Origin of the sequence: Lentisphaera marina (assembly GCF_028745505.1) — a bacterium.
In the GTDB taxonomy this organism is placed as follows: Bacteria; Verrucomicrobiota; Lentisphaeria; order Lentisphaerales; family Lentisphaeraceae; genus Lentisphaera; species Lentisphaera marina.
In genome coordinates this window covers 1,960,479-1,983,435 of sequence record NZ_JAQZZL010000002.1, presented here as the reverse complement: position 1 = coordinate 1,983,435, position 22,957 = coordinate 1,960,479, and the positions used below count along the sequence as shown (strand labels likewise).

The window sequence follows — 22,957 nt, the reverse complement described above, 5'->3', positions numbered from 1 at the left end:
CGTTTATTTATCCTTATCCCCTAAAGTTTTATCTTGATCGTCTTTGAGGCTAGGAGTTTTGACGTGATGAAGGATTTGTGAGCTGTAGATACTTGAGTGACCGGAAAAGATATAGGCTACAACGCAAGATAGGCCAAGGTAGATGCCGATTTGCGCACCAAAAAGTTCAATGCCCATGAGAGTGCACGCGATCGGAGTATTGGTAGCTCCGGAAAAGACTCCTACAAAGCCGATGGCAGTGAGTAAGGCAATGGGAAGTGGGACTATGCATGAGAGTGCGGAACCCAAAGTTGCTCCAATAAAAAACAGAGGGGTGACTTCTCCACCTTTAAAACCTGCGCCAAGGGTGAATGAAGTAAAAAGTAGTTTGAGCGCAAAATCATAAGGCATCATTTGCTTGGTAAATGAACCTTCAATAATGGGCACGCCAAGCCCGACATATTTTGTGAAATCAATGGAGCTTTGGGCTAAAAGCCAGAAGGAAATGGCAAGAATGATTCCGCCAATAAAGGGACGCAGGGGTGGGTAAGATATTTTTTTAGAAAAGAGATCACTCCAAAAATGATTGGCTTTAGAAAATAGCATGGCAGTCCAACCAAAAAGAATAGCAACTACGAAAGTGTAAAATAGAGTTGATGGACTAAGGACTAAAGCTTCGGGGTGAAGGTAGTGAGTATGAGTGACGACCATGGGGTATTTCCATTGAACGCAAACTTGATTGGCAATGATTGCGGAGAGGAAAGCAGGTAAGATGGCTTGATACTGAACGCGTCCAATTATGTAGACTTCGAGGGCGAAGACGGCGCCTGCGAGAGGAGTTCCAAAGACAGCGGAAAAACCAGCTGCGATACCCGCAATAATTAGAATGCGACGTTCGTCTTTATCGAGTTTGAATACTTGACTAAATTGATCGGCAATTGCCCCACCCATTTGTACTCCCGTACCCTCGCGTCCCGCAGATCCGCCAAAGAGGTGGGTGGCAATGGTTCCGAGAGCAACTAAGGGCGCCATACGCAGGGGAATAATCTTTTTTGGCTGGATGATTTCGTCCAGAAGTTGATTGTTGCCTTTGACGACATTTTGCCCAAGGTAATGATAGGTGAGTCCAATAGCTAAGCCTCCAAGTGGTAATAACCATAGGATCCACATGCGATTGTCGCGAAAGTTGCCAGCCCATTCTAGGCCCATGAGAAACCAGGCCACGGCCGAGCCGACTAAGAAACCAACTAAAATAGAGATCGCTAGCCACTTAACTAGGTGCCTTGCATCTTTAAATTGGCTGGTAATTTGCTTAATCATTAGCGTTTGAATTCAACCCAAGTCACTGCATCGCCTGCGGGGTCTTCCGAAAGATCCGGGCAATAAAAACGCTGAATATATTTCTGCGTTGCGAGATGTTTATGGACGGCGCGGCGCAATTGTCCAGAGCCACGACCATGAATGATTTTGACTTGATCGTGATTACTGCCATAAGCCGATGAGAGCCAAGTATCTAATTCGCGCAAGGCAGCTTCTGCATACATGCCGATGAGTTTGATTTCCATCGAGACATTATTGGTCAAACGATAGCTTTGTTTGGCTTGTTTGATCTTGGGCTTTTTGACTTCGGGGACAGATTCGGCGGTGCCGAGTTCACTTCGTTTTACATTGATTTGCATGCCATCGGCATCCAGAAGGAATTGCTTGCCACGTTTTTCAACTTTGATGATTTTTGCGTGACTTTGAAGTTTTTCGACCCAAACTTTATCGCCTTCTTTGAGTTCTTGGTCTTTCACAGGCTCAGCGGGTGTGACTTGGTTGTTGTCGAGGGCAGTTCTTAGGCCATCACGTTTTTGGATAACTTGTTTGCGAAGGTTGCTAATATCAGCTTCAGGTTGATGTTTTTTGAGCTTGCGCTCAACTTTCTCAACTTGGCTACGAGCATTATTAAGTATGCTTTCCGCTTCTCTTTGCGCTTGTCGCAAAATATCTTTGCGTTCGCGGCGTAGAGTTGTCAATTCTTCTTGAACGCTGGCGGCTTCCTTTAATGCAGTGTCGCGACTACTGCGAGCTTCGCGAGCATCCCTTTGCATTTGGCTTTGTTGTTTTTGCAGTTTACCAATCACGTTTTCGAGCTTGAGTTCTTTGTCGGAGAGGAAGCTTTTAGCATCTTTAAGGATGTCGTGGGGAAGCCCGTGGTTGCGGGCGATTTCGATGGCGTGACTAGCGCCAGGTATGCCAATGTCTAAAATGTATTCGGGTTTTAAACTTTGACGATTGAAACGTACGGCAGCATTCATCATGCCTTCTTGCTCTTGAGCAAAAACTTTTATGGAGCCAATATGAGTGGTGAGCAAGCTGAGTGATTCGCTTTTGGCTAGAGCCATTAAAATAGCATTGCCAAGGGCTCCGCCTTCCACAGGATCAGTTCCAGAACCTAGTTCATCTAAGAGGACGAGGCTTTTCTTTTTACGAGCTAATTTCAGTATGTTACTGATCGATTTGAGGTGAGCAGAAAAGGTGGAAAGGTTTTGACTAATGGATTGTTCGTCACCGATGTCAGCCAAAATATCTTCAAAAAGTGGGAGTTCAGAGAATTCATTTAGTGGTACGGGGAGTCCGCTCTGATGCATGATGCTAATGAGACCGATAGTTTTTAAGATCAGTGTTTTACCGCCAGTGTTTGAGCCTGTGACTGCAAGGGTAGTGAGGTCAGAAGGGAGCTCCATGTTTAGAGGTACTAAATTTTCTTCCTGGCCTTGATCCTTTAGAGTTTTATAGAGTAGCGGATGACGTGCATTAATTAATTTAAAGGTATTACCAGTCTTTGGGAAACGTGCTTTAACTTCTTCGCTCCAGGCTTGGACCGCAAAACATTGATCGCAGAGGGTGAGGGCTTTGAAAGCTTGCTGAAGGTTGGGTATTTCTGTTCGAATACTCGCACAGAGCTCAATAATGATTTTTAAAATGAGCTTTCGTTCTTCGCTGAGCATCCCGGCGCGTTCATTTCCCAGAGCGACAATAGATTCAGGCTCAATGAAAATGGTCTGCCCAGTAGCGGACTCATCATGGACAATGCCCTTGAGTTTACTCTTTTGATCTCTTTTTAAAGGTAAGCAAAAACGATCGTTGCGCGAGGTGATGTATTTATCTTGGAAGATATCATTCTTATCGTTTTTTAAGTAATAATCTAAGCGGTTTTTGATCGCCTTCTCACAGCGACGAATCATGGGGCGCAGTGCGGCTAATTCTTTGGAAGCATTATCTTTAATTTGGTCTTTGGCATCAAAAATTTTATTGAACTCATCGCGGAGTTCGCGAAAGGGGAGAATGCGTTCGTGGAGTTCGCGAATACTTTCAAAGGTTTTGAGAGATTCTTTATTGAAGCAGGCATACATTTGAGCAGAATAAGTGATGAAGCTACGAACATGAATGATTTCGTCCGGTTCAATCCAGGAATCAACTGCATTTAATGCACTCAAATCTGGGAGCGAAAAGGCACTGCAGGGAATGCCTTCGGGGATGAGTTGAGTGACGGCATCAAAATCGCGGTAGAGCTTTTGTCGACGTGGTACTTTTGCACCGCTGGGCTGTATACGAGCAATAGATTTTTTACCCGAAGAGCTTCTAGCAAAAGAGGCAATCCAGTTTAAGAGTTCTGGGAATTCTAGGATTTGTTGACTGTGTTGGTTCATACTTATAAGCTATTGTTGAATTTGAGGCAGCAATGTAAAACGCAAAACAAGCACTTCAAGATGAGTATGGCTCTTGCTTTCCCCTATTATTAAGCTAGCTTAACTTAACAATTAGTTAAAAAACGAGTTATATGTCTTATTCGAGTTACTCTGGAATTGATACAGTATCTGCCTATATGCAGAATGTGGCTAACCTACCACGATTAAGTAGTGAAGAAGAGGTTTATTACTCTTCAAGTTTTCGTGAATCTAGAGTTCATTTGAATGAACTTTTAGCTGCTTTCCCCCAACTCATCAGAGAATTACTTTTAGAAGAAGGCTATCGCGATCACGCAGGTCGTAAACGACATTATTTTACTGGAGAAAGATCGAGTGATTACTCGGTAGCTGATGTTGTAGGCTATCTAACAAATACTGAAGAATCGAGTGCAGGTCACGATAAAGAAGAAAACTCATTAATTTACAAAGCTCTAGCAAACAAAATTCGCGATTTACAATTTTCAGTTGCTTTTTATACAGACATGAGCGAAAAATTTAAGCAAAAAGAATATGAGACTTGCTTCATTTTAGAAGAATCACTCATGAAACATTTTGCTGATGGTTTTCGCAAATCTTATTACCGCATGGAAAACTCTGTAAATGCAATGGTGGAAGGCAATTTACGCCTGGTTATTTCTATTGCTCGCAAATATTCAAATTCACAAGAAGGCTTTTTGGATTTAATCCAAGAAGGCAACATTGGTCTAGTTTCAGCAGTAGAGAAATATGATGCTAGCTTCGGTTACACATTCTCCACATATGCGACTTGGTGGATACGCCAAGCAGTGTCACGTGCCAGAACTGAAATGGTAAGAACCATGAAGTTGCCCGCTAATATTATGGTGAAAGTCAACAAGATCTATCGTACGGAACGTGAGCTCTTTCAGAAATTTGGCCGTGAACCAAGTATTGATGAAGTCTCTGAAGCGGTTGAATTATCTCCTGCCAAAATTCGTTCACTCAAGCGTATGTGCCAACAGCCCATCTCTCTTCAAACCACGGTTTCAGAAGAACACACAGGTGAGCTCGGTGATATCGTTAGTAATGACGACGATATTTTGCCAGATGCTGAAGTTGAAGAGAAGCAACTCCATGAAAGTTTGGTCGCAATGCTCGATATTCTCAATGAACGCGAACAAGAAATTTTGCGTTTGCGTTTCGGTTTGGTAGATGGCGAATATCATACACTCGAAAATATTGCCAATGAATTTGGTATTTCCCGTGAAAGAATTCGCCAGATTGAGACTTCGGCACTAAAAAAATTACGCCGTCCCACGGCAGTAAAATGTTTGGGTTTAGACCTCTAAATTAATCAAAACTTCCACTTTTCTAAGTTATTCGAAATCAAGGCTTGTCAAAACAAAGCTTTTAGGTATCTTATGCGCGATTTTATATAGATTTTAACTGACTGCATAACGGAGAAACTAGAGATGTCAGAGAATACACACAAAGAAGACAATGAGCAAATTGCGATTCGTAAGCAAAAACTCAAGAATTTAACGGATGCAGGCATCAATGCCTACGGTGAAAAATTTACAGAAACAACTCATTCAGAAACGGCTAAGGCTAACTATAAAGAAGAGACTGAAGGTCAAGCACTACGAGTAGCTGGTCGTGTGATGACTGTGCGCGTTATGGGTAAGGCACTTTTTGCAACGATTCAAGATGCTGAAGGTCGTATTCAGATTTACGCAAGTCGCAATGAGATGGAGCAAGATGAGTTCAATCGCATGAAAAAGATGGATATCGGCGATATCATCGGTGTAGATGGTGAACTCTTCAAAACTAAAAAAGACGAAATTACTGTACGTACGGCAACTTACAAAGTTCTATCGAAGGCACTTCGTCCTCTCCCAGAAAAATTTCATGGCCTCAAAGATGTTGAAACTCGTTACCGTCAGCGTTACTTAGATTTAATTTCTAATGATGAAAGCCGTCGCGTTTTCCGTCAGCGTGCCGCAATTATTTCTGCCATGCGTGAATACCTCGAAAAGGATAGCTACATGGAAGTTGAAACTCCCATGATGCACCCAATTCCCGGTGGAGCGTCCGCGCGTCCTTTCGTAACACATTATAATGCACTCGACCAAGAGATGTTTATGCGTATTGCTCCCGAGCTCTACCTGAAGATGCTTCTCGTTGGTGGTTTTGAGCGCGTATTCGAGATTAATCGTAACTTCCGTAACGAGGGGGTGTCAAAGCAGCATAACCCTGAATTTACAGCGATTGAAGCCTATCAGGCATATGGCGATTGCTCAACAATGATGGACCTCATGCAGGGCATTATTCGTCATTGTGCACAAAAAGTGATCGGTACACTTCAAGTCACTCACCCCGATGGCAAAGTCATTGACTTCGAAAAAGATTTCAGAGTTGTAACTCACCGTGATCTCCTCATCGAACATACTCGCGAAGATTGGTTTGATATTTCTGACGAAGAACGCGCAAACATTGCTCGTGAAATGGGTTGCACAATCATGCCGGATTGGACTGAAGAAGAAATCACTGAAGAAGTCTACTCCAAGAAAATTGAGCCAACGCTCATTCAGCCGACTTTTGTTACTAAGCTTCCGGTACACATGGTGCCTTTAGCTAAACGCTGTTCAGAGAATCCTGAGCTTGTGGACGTATTCGAATTAGTCTGTGATGGTAAAGAACTTGCTCCAGGTTACTCTGAGTTAAATGACCCAATTGAGCAGCGCAAGCGTCTTATGGATCAGTTTGAGCGTGCCAAAGGTACTGAAGAAGAAGATAGCGGCCGCATTGACGAAAGCTTCCTCACAGCCTTAGAACACGGCATGCCTCCTGCAGGTGGTATGGGTATGGGTGTTGACCGCCTCGTGATGATGCTCACTGGAGCTCCCACAATCCGCGACGTCATCTTATTTCCACAGCTTAAGAATATCTAAGCATAGAAAGCATTGCTAAAAAAGGCGAAATCATATATGATTTCGCCTTTTTATTCTATCTTATAGCTTTTTTCTCTTAATGGGACTTAGAAACCTTCAATCTCAACTTTTTCGGCTTCGATGAGTTTCTTGATGAAATCTATATTCATTAGATTATCGGTGTATTGAGCTAAGTGGGGCCATTGCTCCGCATCTATTGTGTAGCCTAAGTTAAAGAAATTGGCAAAGTTGCTCGCTAAGCTAATGTCAGCTAGAGTGAGGCATTCGTTCACTAAGAATTTCTTGCCTTGGATTTGTTCTTCCAGGTAATTAAAGATGACCGGGAATTGCATTTCTTTGCTTTTAATAATGGCTTCATCAGGCTCGCGGTTCAAGAATCTTGGGGCGCCAAAACGTTCGAAGAAAATTCCTGAGATGATCTCACTTACTTTCGTGTCAGAGTACTCATCAAACCATAGAGCTTTGGCTAAGCTATGGGGTTCTTGTGGAAGAATGGGTTGGTGGGGATATTTCTTATCGAGGTATTGAACGATAACGGTGGAGTCACTAAGGGCAAAATCGCCATCAGTCATATAAGGGATTTTACCGAGCGGTGATTTGTCTAAGACTTCTGGACTTTGGCTAGGAAGAGCGATGATATGTTGATAGTCGAGGTTTTTGAGTTCGAGTACAAAGCGAACTTTGCGAACATAAAGTGAGACGCTCAAGCCATAAAGAGTAATCATGATTTTCTTCCTAATTATTTGTTTGAGAAAAAATTACATTCGCTTAGGGTGTAAATCAAAATTTACTCAGATCTTTAGTACTGCTTTACTTAGGCTTTTCTATTTTTTGATAGGATTTCGTAAGCCTGGTTGATTTGGTGGAGTTTTTCTTTTGCCCAGGCCTGCTTTTCTTGAGAAGCTTTGATGAGTTTGTCTGGGTGATAAAGAGAGCATTGGCGTCGCCAAGCAAGTTTGATTTGCTCTTGGTCTACCATAGGGGCAATCTGCAATGTGTGATAAGCTTCAGCATGCGGGTGTAGGAATTGTTCACGTACGGGCATGTAGTTGATGGGGTGAAGCTCAAACTTCTTGATGATCTTTAGCAGCCATTTGTCTGCTAAATAAGAGATTTTTCCATGGCAGAGTGACATGGCTAGGCACATGTTGAAGATTCGTTGAATTTCGCCATTATCATGACCCCAAGCACGAACAAGATCATCAATTTGTTGCTCGGCATGTTCTTCAATGTCCGCGACAGATTGAATTTGATTGAAAACTTGAACAGCATGTCGAGCCGTTTCAGCGTTCATGGCGAGTTCACCCTTGATCAAATAATTGAGTAGGGTGGCTTCACGTTTTGAAATGAAAAAATCTGCTTTGGCAAAACAGGCCAAAAGCTTGAAAGTGCCATTGATCAAAATGCGACTACGTTCGGCAGAGGTCATGTTTATTGGCTCGGGGGCTTTGCGCCTTTCGCTAATGATAAGCATGGTGATTTTGCGGGAAGTAATGGCTTTGGACGCAAAAATCTTTGCGATTTCCGCATCAAAAAATTCATCAGTCCAATTCACGAGAGACCCGCACTTTCGCAGATTAGCTTTGCGGTTTTCGCAAAAATATCTGTGCCTTTGCCAAGTTTTTTGACCATTTCTTCTAAGTCATTGATGACTTCTTCATGGCGTTCGCCACCAGGAAGTATCTTCTCTATTTGAGGGACAAGAATTTCTGGGCGAACTTCACCCTGTAGGTATTCGCGATAGATTTCTTTTTCAGCAATGATGTTGACCATGGTAAAGTAGTTGAGATCCACGAGGCGTTTGGCAAGGAAATAAGTAATGGCATTGACTCTGTAAATTGAGATCAAAGGTAGTCCGAGAATAGCGGCCTGAATAGTGACAGTACCGGAAGAGGCGAGGCCTGCAATAGCTTTTTGCATCCAGTAGACGCTACGACCATTTTCGATAATGAATTTAGATTTGTCGGGAACATCTTTGATGGCGTCTTCAATCATTGGGATCAAGTATTCGCGAGCGGCGGGGATCATAAATTGCATGTCGGGATGTTTTTGCGAAATATGCAAAGCCGAATCAATCATCGGTTTCAGTAGGGTGCTGAGTTCACTCTTGCGACTGCCTGGTAATAAAACAAATTTATTGGGGTCACGAGCTTCGTCAATTTTTTCTTCGCCAAGTAGTTCAATGAGGGGGTGCCCGAGGAAATCGGCATGGAAGTTATTTTTTTTCCAAAAATCGACTTCAAAGGGGAAAATAACAATGAGGCGATCTACAACTTGCTTGATTGTGGGAATACGGCTCTTGTGCCATGCCCAAACTTGAGGGCTGATGTAATAAATTGTCTTGATTTTGAGCTCGTGGAGTTTTTTGGCTAAACGCAAATTGTAGCCCGGGTAATCCACTAGTACGACGGCATCGGGGCGTTCCTCTGCGGCACGTGCTACCATCTTATTAAAAATCTTCTTAAACATGGGGTAGCGTTTTATGACTTCTACAAAACCCATAACCGCCATTTCGCTAGAATCTTGGATTATTTCCGCACCAGCTTCTTTGAGCTCGCGGCATCCCATGGCTTTGATGTGAGCATCGGGATGTTGCTTTTTAATTTCGGAGAAAATTCGCGCACCATAAATTTCGCCAGAGGCTTCCCCAGTGATAATCCAAATGCATTTGCTCATATAATGTTCCCGTGTTAAATGATCGAGTAATTTAGTGGGAAAGTGAACTCTTACAAAGATTGAAAGTCATTCATCTATGCTTAAATTATGTGAAAATTTTAAATAAGGAAAATAAGATGACTCAAGAAGAAATTGAAAAGATCATTATCACGGGCCTTCGAGCTGAGAAATCTTTAAACGAAATTCACAAAGAACTCCAAAGTGAACACGATGTCAAAATGACTTTTATGGACCTGCGCTTGTTGAGTGCTGATCTTGATATTGACTGGGATGCTTTAGAGCCTGAGCCAGAAGTTGTCGAGGAAGATCCTGCTGCGGAAGCCGCAAAAGCAGAAATGTTAAATGAAGGCACTCCTGGACTCCACGTAGAAGTTTCAAAAATCACTCGTCCCGATGCGGCTTTGAGTGGAAGTGTGAGTTTCCCCTCTGGTTTAAGCGGTGAATGGACTTTGGATCATTACGGTCAATTAGGGATGGATCTTGGCGATACTGAAGCACAACCTTCAGAAGAAGAAATGATGGACTTCCAAAATGAGTTGCGTCGTCAATTAGGTGGCTAAAGTTTTTAATCGACTAAAGATTAGCGTGACTCGATCATGACTGCAGTATTTATATTGCAGCAAGTGCTCTTCAATTCAGAAAAAATATAAGGAGGAACTATGTCAAAATTTGCACGAGTTCTTCCGGATATGTCTTTAGATAAGACCTTTGATTATAAAATCCCTGCAGGTATGGATCTGCGTTTGGGTTGTCGAGTGCGTATTCCCTTTGGCAGAACAGAGCGAACAGGCTACGTCGTTGACTTAGTCGATAAAAGTGACTTCCCAGAAAATAGGCTCAAAGCCATTGCGATCAACGAAGGTCATTTAATCCCTGAAAAGATGATGCAATTAGGGCAGTGGATTGCCGATTATTATTGTACGGGAATGATTCAATCCGTGCGCAATATGTTGCCCGCACCCGTACGCAAAGATAAAGTAAAAGAAAAGACGCAAAAACTCTTGAGTTTTGCAAGCGATATTCAGCCCGCTTCCCTCGTTCCAGAATTAGAGAAAAAATATCCACCACGTGCAGCGGTTGTGAAAGCCTTAATTGGCTTAAAAGAAGCCCCACAATCACTGCTAATGAAAGTGGCTAATGTTTCCGCATCACCGATTAAGAGTCTGTTGAAAGCAGGGGTTTTAGAAGAAGAAGTTCGCCATGTTGAGCGTGATCCCTTTGGTGATGAAGAAGTAATTATCACCAAGCCTCTGGAGCTCACTGAAGAGCAGAGTGTGGCACTTAAGTTAATTACCGATGAGATGGACGAAGAAAAACCTTCGACTGTGGTGCTCTATGGCATCACGGGAAGTGGAAAGACAGAGGTTTATTTACAAGCGATTGCCGAAGCTCTGACTAGAGGAAAACAAGCGATTGTCCTCGTACCTGAAATATCACTTACACCACAAACAGTCCACCGCTTTCGAGCTCGTTTTGGCAAGAGTGTCAGCGTTTTACATAGTGGTTTAAGTGAAGGAGAGCGCTATGATCAATGGAAGTTGATATCTCGCGGTGAAACACAGATAGTAGTGGGGGCTCGTTCAGCTTTATTTGCCCCCTTTCACGATCCCGGAATTATTGTCGTTGACGAGGAGCATGAACCTTCATACAAGCAAGATAGCCACCCGCGCTACAATGCTCGCGACATTGCTGTGATGCGTGGGATTATGGATAAATGTCCCGTAGTTCTAGGCTCAGCAACGCCTTCCTTCGAGACCATGAATAATGCCAATCAAGGCAAATATAAAATGGCTAAGTTGACACAGCGACCTAGTACGGCAGTGGTTCCGAGTATTAAATTAGTGGATATGCGTACGGAAGCTGCCGCAACGGGGGCTAATCAAATTTTTTCGCGGGAACTGATTGAGGCGGTGAAGCAACAATTGCATGACCGTATGCAGACAATTCTTTTTCTCAATCGACGGGGTTATTCGACTCATTTAACTTGTGAGAAATGCCAATACACTTCAAAATGTGGGGACTGTAGTACCTCGCACACTTATCACCGCAAGAGCAATGTTTTAATTTGCCACCTCTGTGGTGATATCAAAGAGCCACCGCCAAAATGCCCAGAGTGTGGAAATAATGATTTATCTTTTTCGGGTCTTGGTACAGAGAAAATTGAGCGCTTATGTCGAGGCGTTTTTCCCAATGCTCGAATTGCTCGTATGGATAGCGATACAATGACGCGTAAGGATTCGCACAAAACGATGTTAGGGGATTTTCAACAAGGTAAATACGATATTTTAATTGGAACTCAGATGATTGCCAAAGGGCTTCACTTCCCCCGTGTGACACTCGTAGGAGTAGTTTTTGCGGACGCAGGCTTAAATATGGCTGACTTTCGTGCCGCTGAAAGAACTTTTCAGCTCTTAGCACAAGTCTCGGGTCGTTCGGGACGTGGCGATGATGCTGGACGAGTTTTGATTCAAACATACAATCCGACTCATCCGGCACTACAGTGTGCTTTAGAAGGTGACTTCGATGCTTTTTACGAGGATGAAAAAATGGGGCGAGAAGTGATGAAGTTTCCTCCCTTTAGCAAGATGGTTTTAATTCATTTTCGTGGTCCCGAAGAGGGTCCATTGGCGAGTTTAGCGAGTGACTTTAGCAGGCGTTTGAGTGAGGCTTGCTCAAAAGACGATCGTTTGATGCCCGCAGTACCTTCTCCCATAGAAAAAATTCGCGGTCAATATCGCTATCAATTAACGATTTTTTCAGATAATATTCGTCGTTTAGTGCGCGTTTTAAATTGGTTGCGACTCAATTATAAAACATCGGCAGAGTATAAGATTATAATCGATGTAGATCCTCAATCGTTAATGTAAATTCAGGAAAGATAATGAAAGAAAAAGCTTTAGGAAAAACTTTGATTTTGGGCGATGAGAATTTCGGCATTGTTTGCGATACTTTTGGAGCTAAAATCCTCGCCTTTTATCGTGATGGTAATAACCTGCTTTTTTATGCGGAAGAAGATATTTCTCATAGTGGCATACCCCTATGTTTTCCAAGTTTTGGTCCTTTGGAGAATAATGAATTTCTTTGGCAGGGACAAAGTTTTGCAATGAAGCAACATGGCTTCGCACGCGACCATGAATTTGAGCTCTTAAGTCAAGACGAAAAAAGTCTGCAGCTCATTTTGCGGAGTTCGCAAGAAAGCAAAAAACGTTATCCCTTTGATTTTGAATTCACTGTAAAGTATTCCTTAGAAAATAGCGAGCTTGTCATGGATTACGAATTTAAAAACCTTTCTTTAGAATCACTTCCACTTGCCCCGGGAATTCACCCTTATTTTGCGGTGGACGATCCCAATCAAATCATTTTTTCATCTCGTGCTCAAAGCGTTAATAATAACTTAGAAGATTACGCCCTAGTGAGTATGAATGAGAATGAGTATTTTGAAGTAATGGGAGAACAAAGCTATCGTATTCACGGAGCACCAGATATGCATGTTCTCGACCATCATGACGCAAGAAACATACTCAATTTAGGCAGTGAAAAAGTTGAAATGATTTTTGACCCCAGTGTCTTTAAACGTTATACCATTTGGCGCAAGTCAGCTGAAGTACCCTACATTTGCTTTGAACCTGCCAATGAAAAAAATGCGCTTAACGCAAAGCCACAAATGATTGAGCCTGGAAAAAGTTGGCAAACGCGAGTGACTTTAAGATGAGAAACTTAAAAAGGTCTGTTTATGGAGTTTAGAGGAAGAAATTTACAAGTTGCTATTGATGAAAATGATCTTGATCAAAAAGAAGTGTTTCATTATACAAGCATAGAGGCTTTACATAGTATTATTAAGACCCAAAAAATAAGACTTAGTTCAACAATGTATTTAAATGATAATTTGGAGTTTGCTCTGGTGGAAGAGTTACTGCAAGAAGAAAAATTAAAATCATATAATGTTGAATATAACAAAGAGCGAGTTGATTTTCTCAATAAAATATTGGATGATTTTAAAGAGCGAGAGGCTTTTGTTTGTTCGTTTTCCAAACATAGTGATATGTTAAGCCAATGGCGAGGGTATGGTGATAATAGTCAGGGTGTTTGCATCGGTTTTAAGGTAAATGAGTTCGCGAAAACTCTTCAAGAAAATACAAAAAAATATAGGGCTACCCTAACTGTTAAAAATCAATTGATCGATATGGCTCGATTACAATTATTCCCAGTTATTTATGATATTAAAGAACAATATAAAAAACTAAATGTTAATCAATCAAAAGAGCATAATGAGAATCCTGCATATATCACAAACCATGTTCTGTGGTTGCTGTCTAAAGCTGTAATGATGAAATCAGATAGTTTTAAAGAAGAAGCTGAAATTCGTCTTAGTTATTTTCCAGATATGTATGTTGAGCATAATAAGTTAATGATTAATGGTAATCTAAATCAGCTTCAATATAGAGTTCAAGATGGTCGCTTAATTCCATATTTTGAATTACCAATTAGTATAGGGCGCTTATTATCGAGTATAACATTGGGACCTAATTGTCGAGTTACTGAACGAGAGCTCTTTAGATTTTTGCGCTCAAATAACTTATCTTTAAGTGAAGACAAGATATTAAGATCAAGTTCTTCTTATAAAATCAACTGAATTTAATAACTAGAATCATTTTTCGCATTGGTTCGTAAGAGTCTGAATCAAGGCTAAGCTTGAAGGTAATTAAATTGTCTTAAGGCCAAAGATATCTGAGCTAGTGGACTTTAATAAGGAAAATAATTTGAGTTCGAAAGACTTTGCATCTCTGCCTCTGTCAGAAGATTTAATAAAAAATGTGGCTTCTTTAGGCTATGAGGAAATGACCGAGATTCAGCAGCTGAGTTTGCCAGCCATTCTCGAGGGAAAAGACCTCATTGCGCAAGCAAAAACGGGAACGGGTAAAACGGCTGCTTTTGGTTTGGGAGTTTTATCTAACTTAGCTTTAGATGATTATAAAATTCAGGTTTTGATTCTTTGTCCCACGCGTGAATTATGTGAGCAAGTTTCGGAAGCTATCCGCGATTTAGCTCGAATGATGCCCAATATTAAACTCTTGAGTTTGGGTGGTGGTATGCCCTTTCGTCCTCAAATGAAATCAGTAGCACATGGTGCACATATTGTGGTGGGAACACCGGGGCGCATCTTAAAGCACCTCAATAAATCATCACTTTCCTTAGATGATGTAAAAACTTTGGTCCTCGATGAAGCTGATCGCATGCTTGACATGGGCTTCCAAGAAGAGATTGATGCGATTTTAGCTCAGACAAATAAGCAAAGGCAAACACTATTATTTTCAGCGACTTACCCAAAGAAAATTGCGAACATCGCAAAGCGTGTCATGCACAAACCTATCCGCATAGAACTAGAATCGCAAGTCCATGAAGAAAGTAAGATTGAGCAACATTTTTATAAAGTTACCAGTGATAGTCAACGATTGGTAGCACTGCAACTTTTACTGCAAAAATTTAAATCTGAATCAGCGGTTATTTTTTGTAACACCAAGCAAGAAGCAAAAGATATTCGCAAAGATTTAGCACAAGCAGGTTTTAGTACGCTAGCACTTCACGGGGATTTGGAGCAAAAGGATAGGCAAGAAAACTTGGTGCGCTTTGCCAACAAGAGTGTGGCCGTTTTGGTGGCGACAGATGTCGCGGCTCGTGGTTTAGATATTGATTCGATTGATTTGGTGATCAACTATCATATTTCGCGAGATTTTGAGATTCATGTTCATCGCATTGGACGAACGGGACGCGCAGGCAAGAGTGGAGTGGCTTGTTCGCTCTACAGCCAAAAAGAAGCTCATAAAATTTCATTGTTACAAGAGTTCCTTGGTCAAGAAATTGAGAGCGAAAGTTTGCCGGGTCGAGAGTTTTTAGAAGAAAACCCGTATCGCCCCAAGATGTCTTGTGTAAAAATTCTTTTTGGAAAAAAGCAGAAGTTACGTGCAGGGAATCTCTTGGGAGCGCTCACGGGAGATAAAGGCTTGAAGGGTGAACAAGTCGGAAAAATTCAAATTTTTGACTATTACTCTTATGTCGCCATTGAGCGTCAGTCCGTGAATCACGCTTTAAAAATTTTGCGAGATGATAAATGGAAAGGGCGTGCCTTTAAGTGCATGCTCATTCGTTAGTCAAAATAAAAAATGCCGAGCAAGAACTCGGCATTTAAAGAACTATATACGAAGTGTTTTATTCCACGCAAATGACTGCTTTTAGATCGCGGTGGTAAACTTTGCCATTGGCATAAGTCATAGATCCTACAGTCCAAGTTTTTCCGCGTGAACCAAGGTCATTGATGGCAATCAATGCCTGTTCATTGAGTACAGGCGCGTTGGCATCAATGACGTAAGTGAGGCCAAGAGCATTTGTGAAGTAAACTTTGTCATTCACGGCTGTGGGCGAGCCTAGGAAACATTTTTGGAAGCCATCACCACGAGTTCTTGAATCGGCAGCATGATTTTGTCCTTTCGAATTCAAACCATCATTGATTTCTTTAGTTTGGTAGAGCCATTGATCCTCTTTGCCTTTCTCACGAATGATTTCAGTTGGAAGTTCTAGGGCTTCTGTTTTACCCGTTTTGGTATTGTGACGAACGACAAAGGGAGCATAGCGCATTAGATACAAAGCATGATCACCAACGATGATATTACAGTGACGCGATTGGTCTTGTCTTCTCAGTTCATAATCCTTTTCAAATTTAAAGGTTTTAGCGGAGGTATCATAGATATAGCGATCCATCTTATTCAGTGGAAGTTGCTTGATTTCTTTACCATTAGTAGAATCTATGGAGATGTGTGACATTTGAGCAGGGTTATTATACCAGTAAGCTTTACCTTTATCCCAGTGTTGGGTCGAAAGAGCTCCCCAACCAGATATTTTATTATCTTCTTTGGGTTCCCATTGCCAAAGTATTTCACCAGCATTCTTATTGTCAAGGCTCACCATACTTAGACCAACCGGACGTTCAGGAACCTCGTGAGGACCACCGCGACCAATGAGTACGGCTTGTGTACCATCAGCCATTCTGCCAAGTACTGGAGCATTGTAGTGAGTGATGGCATCTTTACATACCCAAAGAGTTTTACCAGTGTTTTTATCTAAAGCACGTAAATAGTTCCACTCAGGGTTACGCGTCGTATCCCCTTTCTCTGGTGGCTCTACATTGAGAATGGAACTGCTTGTCATGATAGAATCAAATTGTTTGTTAAAGGGACGTCCACCAGTGGGCATCCATGTACGTGACCAAATTTCATTGCCATTAAAATCAAAACATGCCATGCCACCACTGGCATTGATGGCCCATACGTATTTGCCATCGGTAGTGGGGCAAGGAGTGGTTGAGTCACTAAAACCGTAATGGTAACCACTAGACATGAGGCCTTTAACTGATTTTTGCCAAAGGATTTTGCCATTGTTACTATCTAGACACACAAGGGTGATATCTTTACTGGCTCCTCTTGTTTTAAATTCACGTAAGCATTGTGATAATTCTGCGTCTAATGATTTGAGTTCTTTGTCTAAATTGTGAATGAAAACCCGTAAGTTGTGCTCCGCTTTTCTTAAGTTTTTACCTTCATCAGAGGAGGATAATAAACGTTTACGACTACGCTCAATTTGGTTTTTGGGCATTTTGGCACTGCGCTTAGCAAAAAAATCATCCCATGATTTTTGCGCTTGGCTTAAAGCAGTTGTTTTTTCAAGGTAAGTAGAGTCATCTTTGATTTTATTAACTACAGTATCTTTATGAGTATCGTAAGCTTTTTTAGCTTTATCTAAATTACTTGTGATTTGATCAAAGGGTGGAGTGTCTAGCTCTGGGTTGATCGTTAAAAAGACTTTGTCTCCCCAGACTGCAATACCACTTTGACCACCTTCGGGTAGTTCGGTACGCCATTTAATGTTTTTTCCTGTACGTACGGACCATTCAGTAGGAACGTGCTGTTCGGTGTTAATTTGCCAATTGCCATTTGGCCCACCAGACATTGGCCATGACTTGGCGCCTTCATCTGCAGTGAGGCTTAGTAGTGAGAGTGCGCTTAATAATATTAGTTTTTTGACGAAATACTTATTCATATGGCTGTCCCTTAGTTTCTTAATATAAAATACTACTGTTCTGTAAGAACTAAGTTTACAGTGTGGAAGAGAAAAAAGCTTTTAAATTCTTCTATGTATAATATCTGATGGCTTAAGGGCTTAAGTCAGATCTTGCTGTTTGGCTTTACTGGGTAGCTATCGAGTGTTTCTAGAAGGACTTGATGAATGCGAGCGCGAGTACTGCGCAAATGGATGTATTCATTAGGGATTTCTTTGCCAGTTAAAATCTCTTCTAGGCGTAATAAAACGATTTGCTTGAGGTCGGGCTGGAGGTGCTTAAAAGCCTCAGAGTAAATTAGCCAAGAGCAGGGCAACTCTGAAATGCGCTCTTTAAATTGTAGTTTATAGAGGCTGTCACCATTGCTGGCGCTAATTTTACCTTTGGCAAAATCTTCTTTAAAGTTGGCGTTGCCTTCAATAGCTCTGAAATAGACTTCATCACAAAAAAGCATGTACTCAAGGATTTCTTCACAGGCGTTGTTAAGTATTTTCTTAGTGAGAGGGCGGCGACCAGTTTCGCCAAGAGCGCGGTTGATGGACTCTTCTGCAGCAATCATTTTAATGGCTTGGAAATTTCTTTGTGTGAAAATGTTGTGCATTTGAACTTGGTGTTCAAGGACCATAAGTGCTTCGATATCACTGCTGTTTGCTAGATATTTATCGGGATTAAAAAATCTGTGTAAATCTTGAGTCGTTAGCGCTTTGTGAGGTTTTCCAATTCGTTCGGAGCTTTTTGTATAAATGGTATTACCACGATGAATTTCAGTTTTTTTTCCCGTGACATACCAGCCACCCCAGCGAGCACCTATTTCTGAACTATGATCAATAGTGTCGGAACCTAAACGACTTATGGGTTCACCTTCCTCGTCTGGAAAAACAGAACGGATGAAAAATCCAGGTTCATTAAGTGTTCGACTCGAGACGTGGCAGGAAAGGCAGGAATCATCTCGCTGGAGTTGAATGGAGTCTTGCTTTTTTTGTTCTAAGGTATAAAAAACGCCACCAAGTTCGGGGTCAGAAATGGCAATCTCTAATAATTGAGTTCCCGGAACCCAACCAACGTAAATTTCGTCGTTAAAATAGAGTGCGCGGGGGTTACTGGGATAGATTTGTTTACGATGAAAACTAGTTTTCGAGAAGATGAGAGTCTGTGAATTGAGAGGGATTTTGAGTTCTTTCAGCAAAGCGTCTAAATAACCACGCTCATTGTTGTAGTCGAGGGTAGTTTTTTTCTCGCGGAGGGCCGTATTTAGTCTTTCGATGGCATTGTTCGCTTGGCGATTTTCATAATCGATCAAAGATGTTTCATATAGATCATTAGCGAAACTACTTTGGATCACTAATCCTATTAGAATGAATAGAAACTTTTGTGGGAAAAGATGCGCTATTTTGGATGCTATTTTTCTGTGAATCATTAGGCAATCCTTATCTTGATTATAATAGTCAACTTTATATCTTGTCAGTGATAAATCAAGTATGTTTAGAAAATTAGTGTTGCTTCAAAATTGGGTACACCTCTTTGCAGTTGTTGGCGAACAGCATCCCGAGTTTTTATGGGGAGTTCTTTTAGCTGTGCAGAAGGCTGGCTAATAATGTTTTTTAGAACAGGAAAACGCTTGCCCCCACTAGCGGCGACGCGACTATTGATGCATAGAGTTAGTTTCTCTTTGTTTCTCAATTCTGGTTTTAAAGTGATGCTTTGCTCAAGGTGATTATAGCTAAAATTAACTGGAGCATTAAAACTATATGATTTTTGAAAGTTCATTTGTTCATTCATGACAAGTTTGAGCTCTTCAACACTAACTTGCGCAGTAAATAAATCGTTTTCGTAAGGAATAATGCCAAAGAGTTCTCGTTCACCGACAGGGCCTTTTTTCAGGCTGCTAGAGCTTAACCTACCATGGATGGCGATGTCTGCGGAGCTGGCTTTTAAAATAGCGTGGCCAATTAAATGACTGATTCGACAGTTCACACCAACTTTTGCAGCCTTGAGGTCAGATTCCAAATGTGTGATAGGATAAGTGAGTTGAGTAGTGAGTTCACGGTGGGTTTTTTGTACGAGTCTGAGAGCGACTGGATCTAGGGCGGTGTTTTGATTGATTCCTATGAGTTCAGGCTGAATTACAGGAGGACTATTTTTTGGGAATTCAATATTGATTTTGGCTAAGCTCTTAGCGTGAGCTCCTGCTTGTGTATAGAGGACTCCATTAGAGATCAGTTCAGCGGGAAATTCACGGTGGGTATGCCCTCCTAGGATCAAATGTATTTCAGGAAAGAGTTTAGCGATTTCAAGTACTTCATTCACTTTGCGGTCATCGCGAAATGCGAGGCCCTGATGAAGCGCAAGGATGATGAGGTCGGCATCTTGTTCAAGAATGGTGGGCATGATTTTCATTAGTTCACTTTTTGCACTCCAAACACGACAATTGGAAAATTGGGAGCCAGTAGACCAGTAGTGGAGAAAGGAGGCCTGCATGCCAATGACAATAATTTTCTTTCCTGCACGCTGATAGCTACGAAAAGCTTGGAATTCGAAAGCGTCCTTGGGAATAAATTCAAAGTTGGCACTAAGAACAGGAATTTGGGTCTGTTTACAGAGTTCTAAGAAGCGATGTGAACCAAAATCTAATTCGTGATTGCCAGGCACCCAAGCATCATAGTTTAAGTGATTAAGTATTGTTATGGCGTCCTCACCGCGACTAATTGAAGCAGAAAGACTACCCTGGATAGTGTCGCCACAGTCAATGAGCAAGGTGTTCTCAGCGCCGTATCCTTGTCGTAAGTCTTTTATTTTTGATGACATCCTCAACCAAGATGCAGAGTCTTTGCTATCTTCGTCAAAAATAGCACTATGGATGTCGGTTGTTTGCAAGATGACGAGGCTTTGTTCAGCATGACAAAAAAGACTAAAGAAAATTGATATGAAAGCAGTGTAAATGTATGGCATAAGCTCGTTTCCCATTTAATTTATTGAAATTTACAATCGCGAGGACACAAAACCAAATGATAGAAAATAAGATGAACGAAATGATGATCATTGGTTTGGGCGAACGTGCAGGTGATTTGATTGCTGATTTACCAAAAATGAATAATTTTGCCAAATTGGTCGCTTTGCGTGAAGGTAAACGTTATGCTCGAGAGAGTATGATCAAATTAATTAATTTAAAAGAACGATCGCCATGGCGCGAACTCTGGATCCCAGAGGGTGGGATTATTGTTCTTTCGGATCTTGATAGCTTGGAGAGAGGTGAAAATCTACTCAGTTTAAGTAAGAAATTGTCGAATAAAAAAGTAATATTTTTATTGATGCGTCCTCATCGCTTAGAGGGGGATTTGAAACTTAATCGAGCCAATAACATCATTGAAAGATTATTAGAAAATAAGTCTGCAGTTTTGTGTTTTGATGATGAAGTTATGATGTCTAATTCTCGCAGTACTCTAGATGAAGCCTTTAGTACAAGACAGGAATTAATTGCTCAGAGTGTTGGCTATTTCGTTGATATGCTAAGGGATTTAGGACCGGTTAAGATTAACCTAAATGATTTACGTTCTCTGTTAAAAGACGATTTCGGAGTGGTGAACTTTGCCTATGGGAAGGGGCATAAAATTAGCGATTCAGTTGAAAATTTATGGGCATCTAGCTTGTTGGGATCATCACGTTCTTCTGCTGATGTTGGCTTACTTTATATGCGCATGGGTTCAGCCCATGGAGATTTAAATGTATTGCACGACTTAGGAACTACGGTGGAATTGGCTTGCCCAGAACATTGTCAGTTTTTAAGAGCCTATGGAGATGGTTATGGCGAGCCCGATAAAATTGAGCTTTTATTAGCCTTAGTTCGACTTAACAAAGTTGAGCAAGCGCCTCAAGTAGTTGCGGCACCAAAAACAGCAGTGCCGAAGCAAGTGACTTATGATGAAGATTTGATGCACATGTTTTTGCGCCATGAAAATACTCCAGGTTTAATGACTAAATTAAAAGTTCCCACGTATAAACGCTTAGGGATTAAGGTCAGAAAATGAGGTTGAGATTTTGGATGCTTTGTCTCGTAGGTCTTTTATCGAGTTGTGAAGAAGAGTTAGTTCACAATTCTCGAATTGATGGCGACCGTTGCATGTCTTTAGTTCAAAAGCAGATCGATTTTGGGCCTCGTTTACTCAATTCCAAGGCAGCGAAAGAGACTGCTGAATGGATTGCTCAAGAAGCAAAGAAAGCGGGTTGGGAGGTTGAGATTGATGAATGGACGGAGAAGCACCGCGGGAAGGTTAATACTTACAGGAATGTGATCTGTACATTGCCTGGCGAAGGTAAAGATTTTATTCTTTTGGGCTCGCACTATGATACAAAGACGATTCCGGGGAAAGCTGATTTTATCAGTGCTAATGATGGTGGTTCGAGCACGGCATTACTTATTGAGTTGATGAAGCATATTCCCAAAGGCGGTAAATCGGTGCGCATGGTTCACTTTGATGGTGAGGAGTGTGAGCTTAATTACGCGCATAACGACGGTTTGCACGGCAGTAAACGCTATGCTTCTCAGTTATTAGTTAAGGGAGAACTGAGAAATTGTAAGGCAATGATTTTAGTTGATATGATTGCCGATAAAGATCTTCATATTGCGATCCCCGCAAATGGAGATGATAAGTTAAAAGATTTAACTTTAGAGCTAGCGAAGAAAAATAATTGGTCAAAATACTTTTCCAAAGGCACTATGGCAGTACTTGATGATCATGTGCCCTTTGTTGATCTGGGTGTTCCTGCCATTGACCTAATAGACTTTTCCTATGGACCCAATAACTCTTATTGGCATACTGAAAAAGATACTTTAGATAAATTGTCTCCCCGAAGTTTCGAAATTGTCGGAGAAGTTGTTCTGCAAATGTTGGAAGAACTTCGATAATTATATGTAGATTTTCTGATCTGCTTTAGGGACTGGGATCACATCTTTGCTGGGCTCGCTTGGAGCCTCATTAATTACTTCCTTCTTTTGGCTTGTGGTGGGAGTTTTCACTTTCTCTATAACTGGAGTCTCAATACTATTAGACTTTGCTATGTTTTGGATTTCTTTTTGTGCGGCCTTCAGCATGGCGGGGTTAACATTATCTTTTTGGATAAGAGTATTTAGAAGCTCAATGGCTTCTTCAGCTTTCTGTAGCTTTTTGTAGGCGTTGGCTTGACGAATAATTGAGGTATGAATTCTAGTGTGATTAATCTGCGCCTGTTTCATTGACAAGTCTATGACCTCTTGAAAAGCTTCTATGGATTTTTCATACTGCTCTAGCGAGTGCTGGACCTCGGCAATAAAAAAAAGACAAACCAAACGCTGGTTATCACTTTTAGCTGACTCTAAGGCTTTGTTATAGCTTTCCATGGCTAGGCTATACTTTTTTTCTCTACGAAGATCGTTAGCTTCTTTAGTGAGCTGGCCAAAGCTGACCTCAGCCATTGAGATTTGTGAAATGAGAATGAGAATTAAAAATTTACTGTACATGATTTTTTCCTGTTTTTTGACGTTGTCATAGGAATCAAATTCGATGTAGAGTGTC

The 22,957-nt window shown here is 41.4% G+C and carries 18 protein-coding genes; 9 read left to right on the top strand and 9 right to left on the bottom strand.

Features of this window, described 5'->3' with window-relative positions:
- Positions 1-3: 3 nt before the first annotated feature.
- Both PQO01_RS19115 and PQO01_RS19110 read right to left on the bottom strand, forming a co-directional pair.
- Entirely contained in the window at positions 4-1,299 is a 1,296-nt protein-coding gene (locus PQO01_RS19115) for a voltage-gated chloride channel family protein (protein ID WP_274315829.1), read from the bottom strand.
- Positions 1,299-3,674 (bottom strand): endonuclease MutS2, encoded by a 2,376-nt coding sequence (locus tag PQO01_RS19110; protein ID WP_274315828.1) that lies wholly within the window; start codon positions 3,672-3,674, stop codon positions 1,299-1,301. Before PQO01_RS19110 ends, PQO01_RS19115 begins: the two co-directional genes overlap by 1 nt.
- A 131-nt stretch (positions 3,675-3,805) precedes the next feature.
- On the opposite strand from PQO01_RS19110, the gene PQO01_RS19105 reads away from it, so the two are divergent.
- Positions 3,806-5,020 (top strand): sigma-70 family RNA polymerase sigma factor, encoded by a 1,215-nt coding sequence (locus tag PQO01_RS19105; RefSeq protein WP_274315827.1) that lies wholly within the window; start codon positions 3,806-3,808, stop codon positions 5,018-5,020.
- Between the two features lie 123 nt (positions 5,021-5,143).
- Positions 5,144-6,622 carry a lysine--tRNA ligase gene (gene lysS, locus PQO01_RS19100; protein ID WP_274315826.1) on the top strand — a complete coding sequence of 493 codons (1,479 nt, stop codon included), beginning with the start codon at positions 5,144-5,146 and terminating at the stop codon, positions 6,620-6,622.
- An 86-nt stretch (positions 6,623-6,708) separates the two neighbouring features.
- On the opposite strand, the gene PQO01_RS19095 is transcribed toward lysS, so the two are convergent.
- The 3 genes from PQO01_RS19095 to lpxB all read right to left on the bottom strand — a co-directional run bounded on the left by PQO01_RS19095 (position 6,709) and on the right by lpxB (position 9,298).
- Positions 6,709-7,347, bottom strand: coding sequence for a glutathione S-transferase family protein (locus PQO01_RS19095; protein WP_274315825.1), 639 nt, complete (start codon positions 7,345-7,347; stop codon positions 6,709-6,711).
- An 89-nt stretch (positions 7,348-7,436) separates the two neighbouring features.
- Positions 7,437-8,177, bottom strand: coding sequence for a J domain-containing protein (locus PQO01_RS19090; RefSeq protein ID WP_274315824.1), 741 nt, complete (start codon positions 8,175-8,177; stop codon positions 7,437-7,439).
- Entirely contained in the window at positions 8,174-9,298 is a 1,125-nt protein-coding gene (gene lpxB / locus PQO01_RS19085; protein WP_274315823.1) for a lipid-A-disaccharide synthase, read from the bottom strand. The genes PQO01_RS19090 and lpxB overlap by 4 nt, the downstream gene beginning before the upstream one ends.
- A gap of 116 nt (positions 9,299-9,414) precedes the next feature.
- Between lpxB and PQO01_RS19080 the strand changes: the two genes are divergently transcribed.
- The 5 genes from PQO01_RS19080 (at position 9,415) to dbpA (ending at position 15,447) form a co-directional block, all read left to right on the top strand.
- Positions 9,415-9,858, top strand: a complete 444-nt coding sequence (locus PQO01_RS19080) for a hypothetical protein (RefSeq protein ID WP_274315822.1) — start codon at positions 9,415-9,417, stop codon at positions 9,856-9,858.
- 99 nt (positions 9,859-9,957) lie between these two features.
- Positions 9,958-12,165 carry a replication restart helicase PriA gene (gene priA / locus PQO01_RS19075; RefSeq protein ID WP_274315821.1) on the top strand — a complete coding sequence of 736 codons (2,208 nt, stop codon included), beginning with the start codon at positions 9,958-9,960 and terminating at the stop codon, positions 12,163-12,165.
- A gap of 14 nt (positions 12,166-12,179) precedes the next feature.
- Positions 12,180-13,010, top strand: coding sequence for an aldose epimerase family protein (locus PQO01_RS19070; RefSeq protein WP_274315820.1), 831 nt, complete (start codon positions 12,180-12,182; stop codon positions 13,008-13,010).
- A gap of 21 nt (positions 13,011-13,031) precedes the next feature.
- Positions 13,032-13,931, top strand: coding sequence for a DUF2971 domain-containing protein (locus PQO01_RS19065; RefSeq protein WP_274315819.1), 900 nt, complete (start codon positions 13,032-13,034; stop codon positions 13,929-13,931).
- 127 nt (positions 13,932-14,058) lie between these two features.
- Positions 14,059-15,447: an ATP-dependent RNA helicase DbpA gene (dbpA, locus tag PQO01_RS19060; protein WP_274315818.1), complete on the top strand. Its 1,389-nt coding sequence runs from the start codon at positions 14,059-14,061 to the stop codon at positions 15,445-15,447.
- A gap of 58 nt (positions 15,448-15,505) precedes the next feature.
- On the opposite strand, the gene PQO01_RS19055 is transcribed toward dbpA, so the two are convergent.
- The 3 genes from PQO01_RS19055 to PQO01_RS19045 form a co-directional block, all read right to left on the bottom strand.
- On the bottom strand, positions 15,506-17,389 hold the full coding sequence (locus PQO01_RS19055; RefSeq protein WP_274315817.1) for an outer membrane protein assembly factor BamB family protein: 1,884 nt from the start codon (positions 17,387-17,389) through the stop codon (positions 15,506-15,508).
- A 125-nt stretch (positions 17,390-17,514) separates the two neighbouring features.
- Positions 17,515-18,825 carry a hypothetical protein gene (locus PQO01_RS19050; RefSeq protein ID WP_274315816.1) on the bottom strand — a complete coding sequence of 437 codons (1,311 nt, stop codon included), beginning with the start codon at positions 18,823-18,825 and terminating at the stop codon, positions 17,515-17,517.
- Positions 18,826-18,890: 65 nt separating this feature from the next.
- Complete coding sequence (locus tag PQO01_RS19045; RefSeq protein WP_274315815.1) at positions 18,891-20,357, bottom strand: bifunctional metallophosphatase/5'-nucleotidase; 1,467 nt, start codon at positions 20,355-20,357, stop codon at positions 18,891-18,893.
- A 56-nt stretch (positions 20,358-20,413) separates the two neighbouring features.
- Between PQO01_RS19045 and PQO01_RS19040 the strand changes: the two genes are divergently transcribed.
- Positions 20,414-21,433, top strand: a complete 1,020-nt coding sequence (locus tag PQO01_RS19040) for an FtsZ/tubulin family protein (protein ID WP_274315814.1) — start codon at positions 20,414-20,416, stop codon at positions 21,431-21,433.
- Entirely contained in the window at positions 21,430-22,311 is an 882-nt protein-coding gene (locus PQO01_RS19035) for a M28 family metallopeptidase (protein ID WP_274315813.1), read from the top strand. Before PQO01_RS19040 ends, PQO01_RS19035 begins: the two co-directional genes overlap by 4 nt.
- On the opposite strand, the gene PQO01_RS19030 is transcribed toward PQO01_RS19035, so the two are convergent.
- A complete protein-coding gene (locus tag PQO01_RS19030; protein WP_274315812.1) occupies positions 22,312-22,902 on the bottom strand; it encodes a tetratricopeptide repeat protein in 591 nt (196 codons plus the stop codon).
- Between the last annotated feature and the right edge of the window lie 55 nt (positions 22,903-22,957).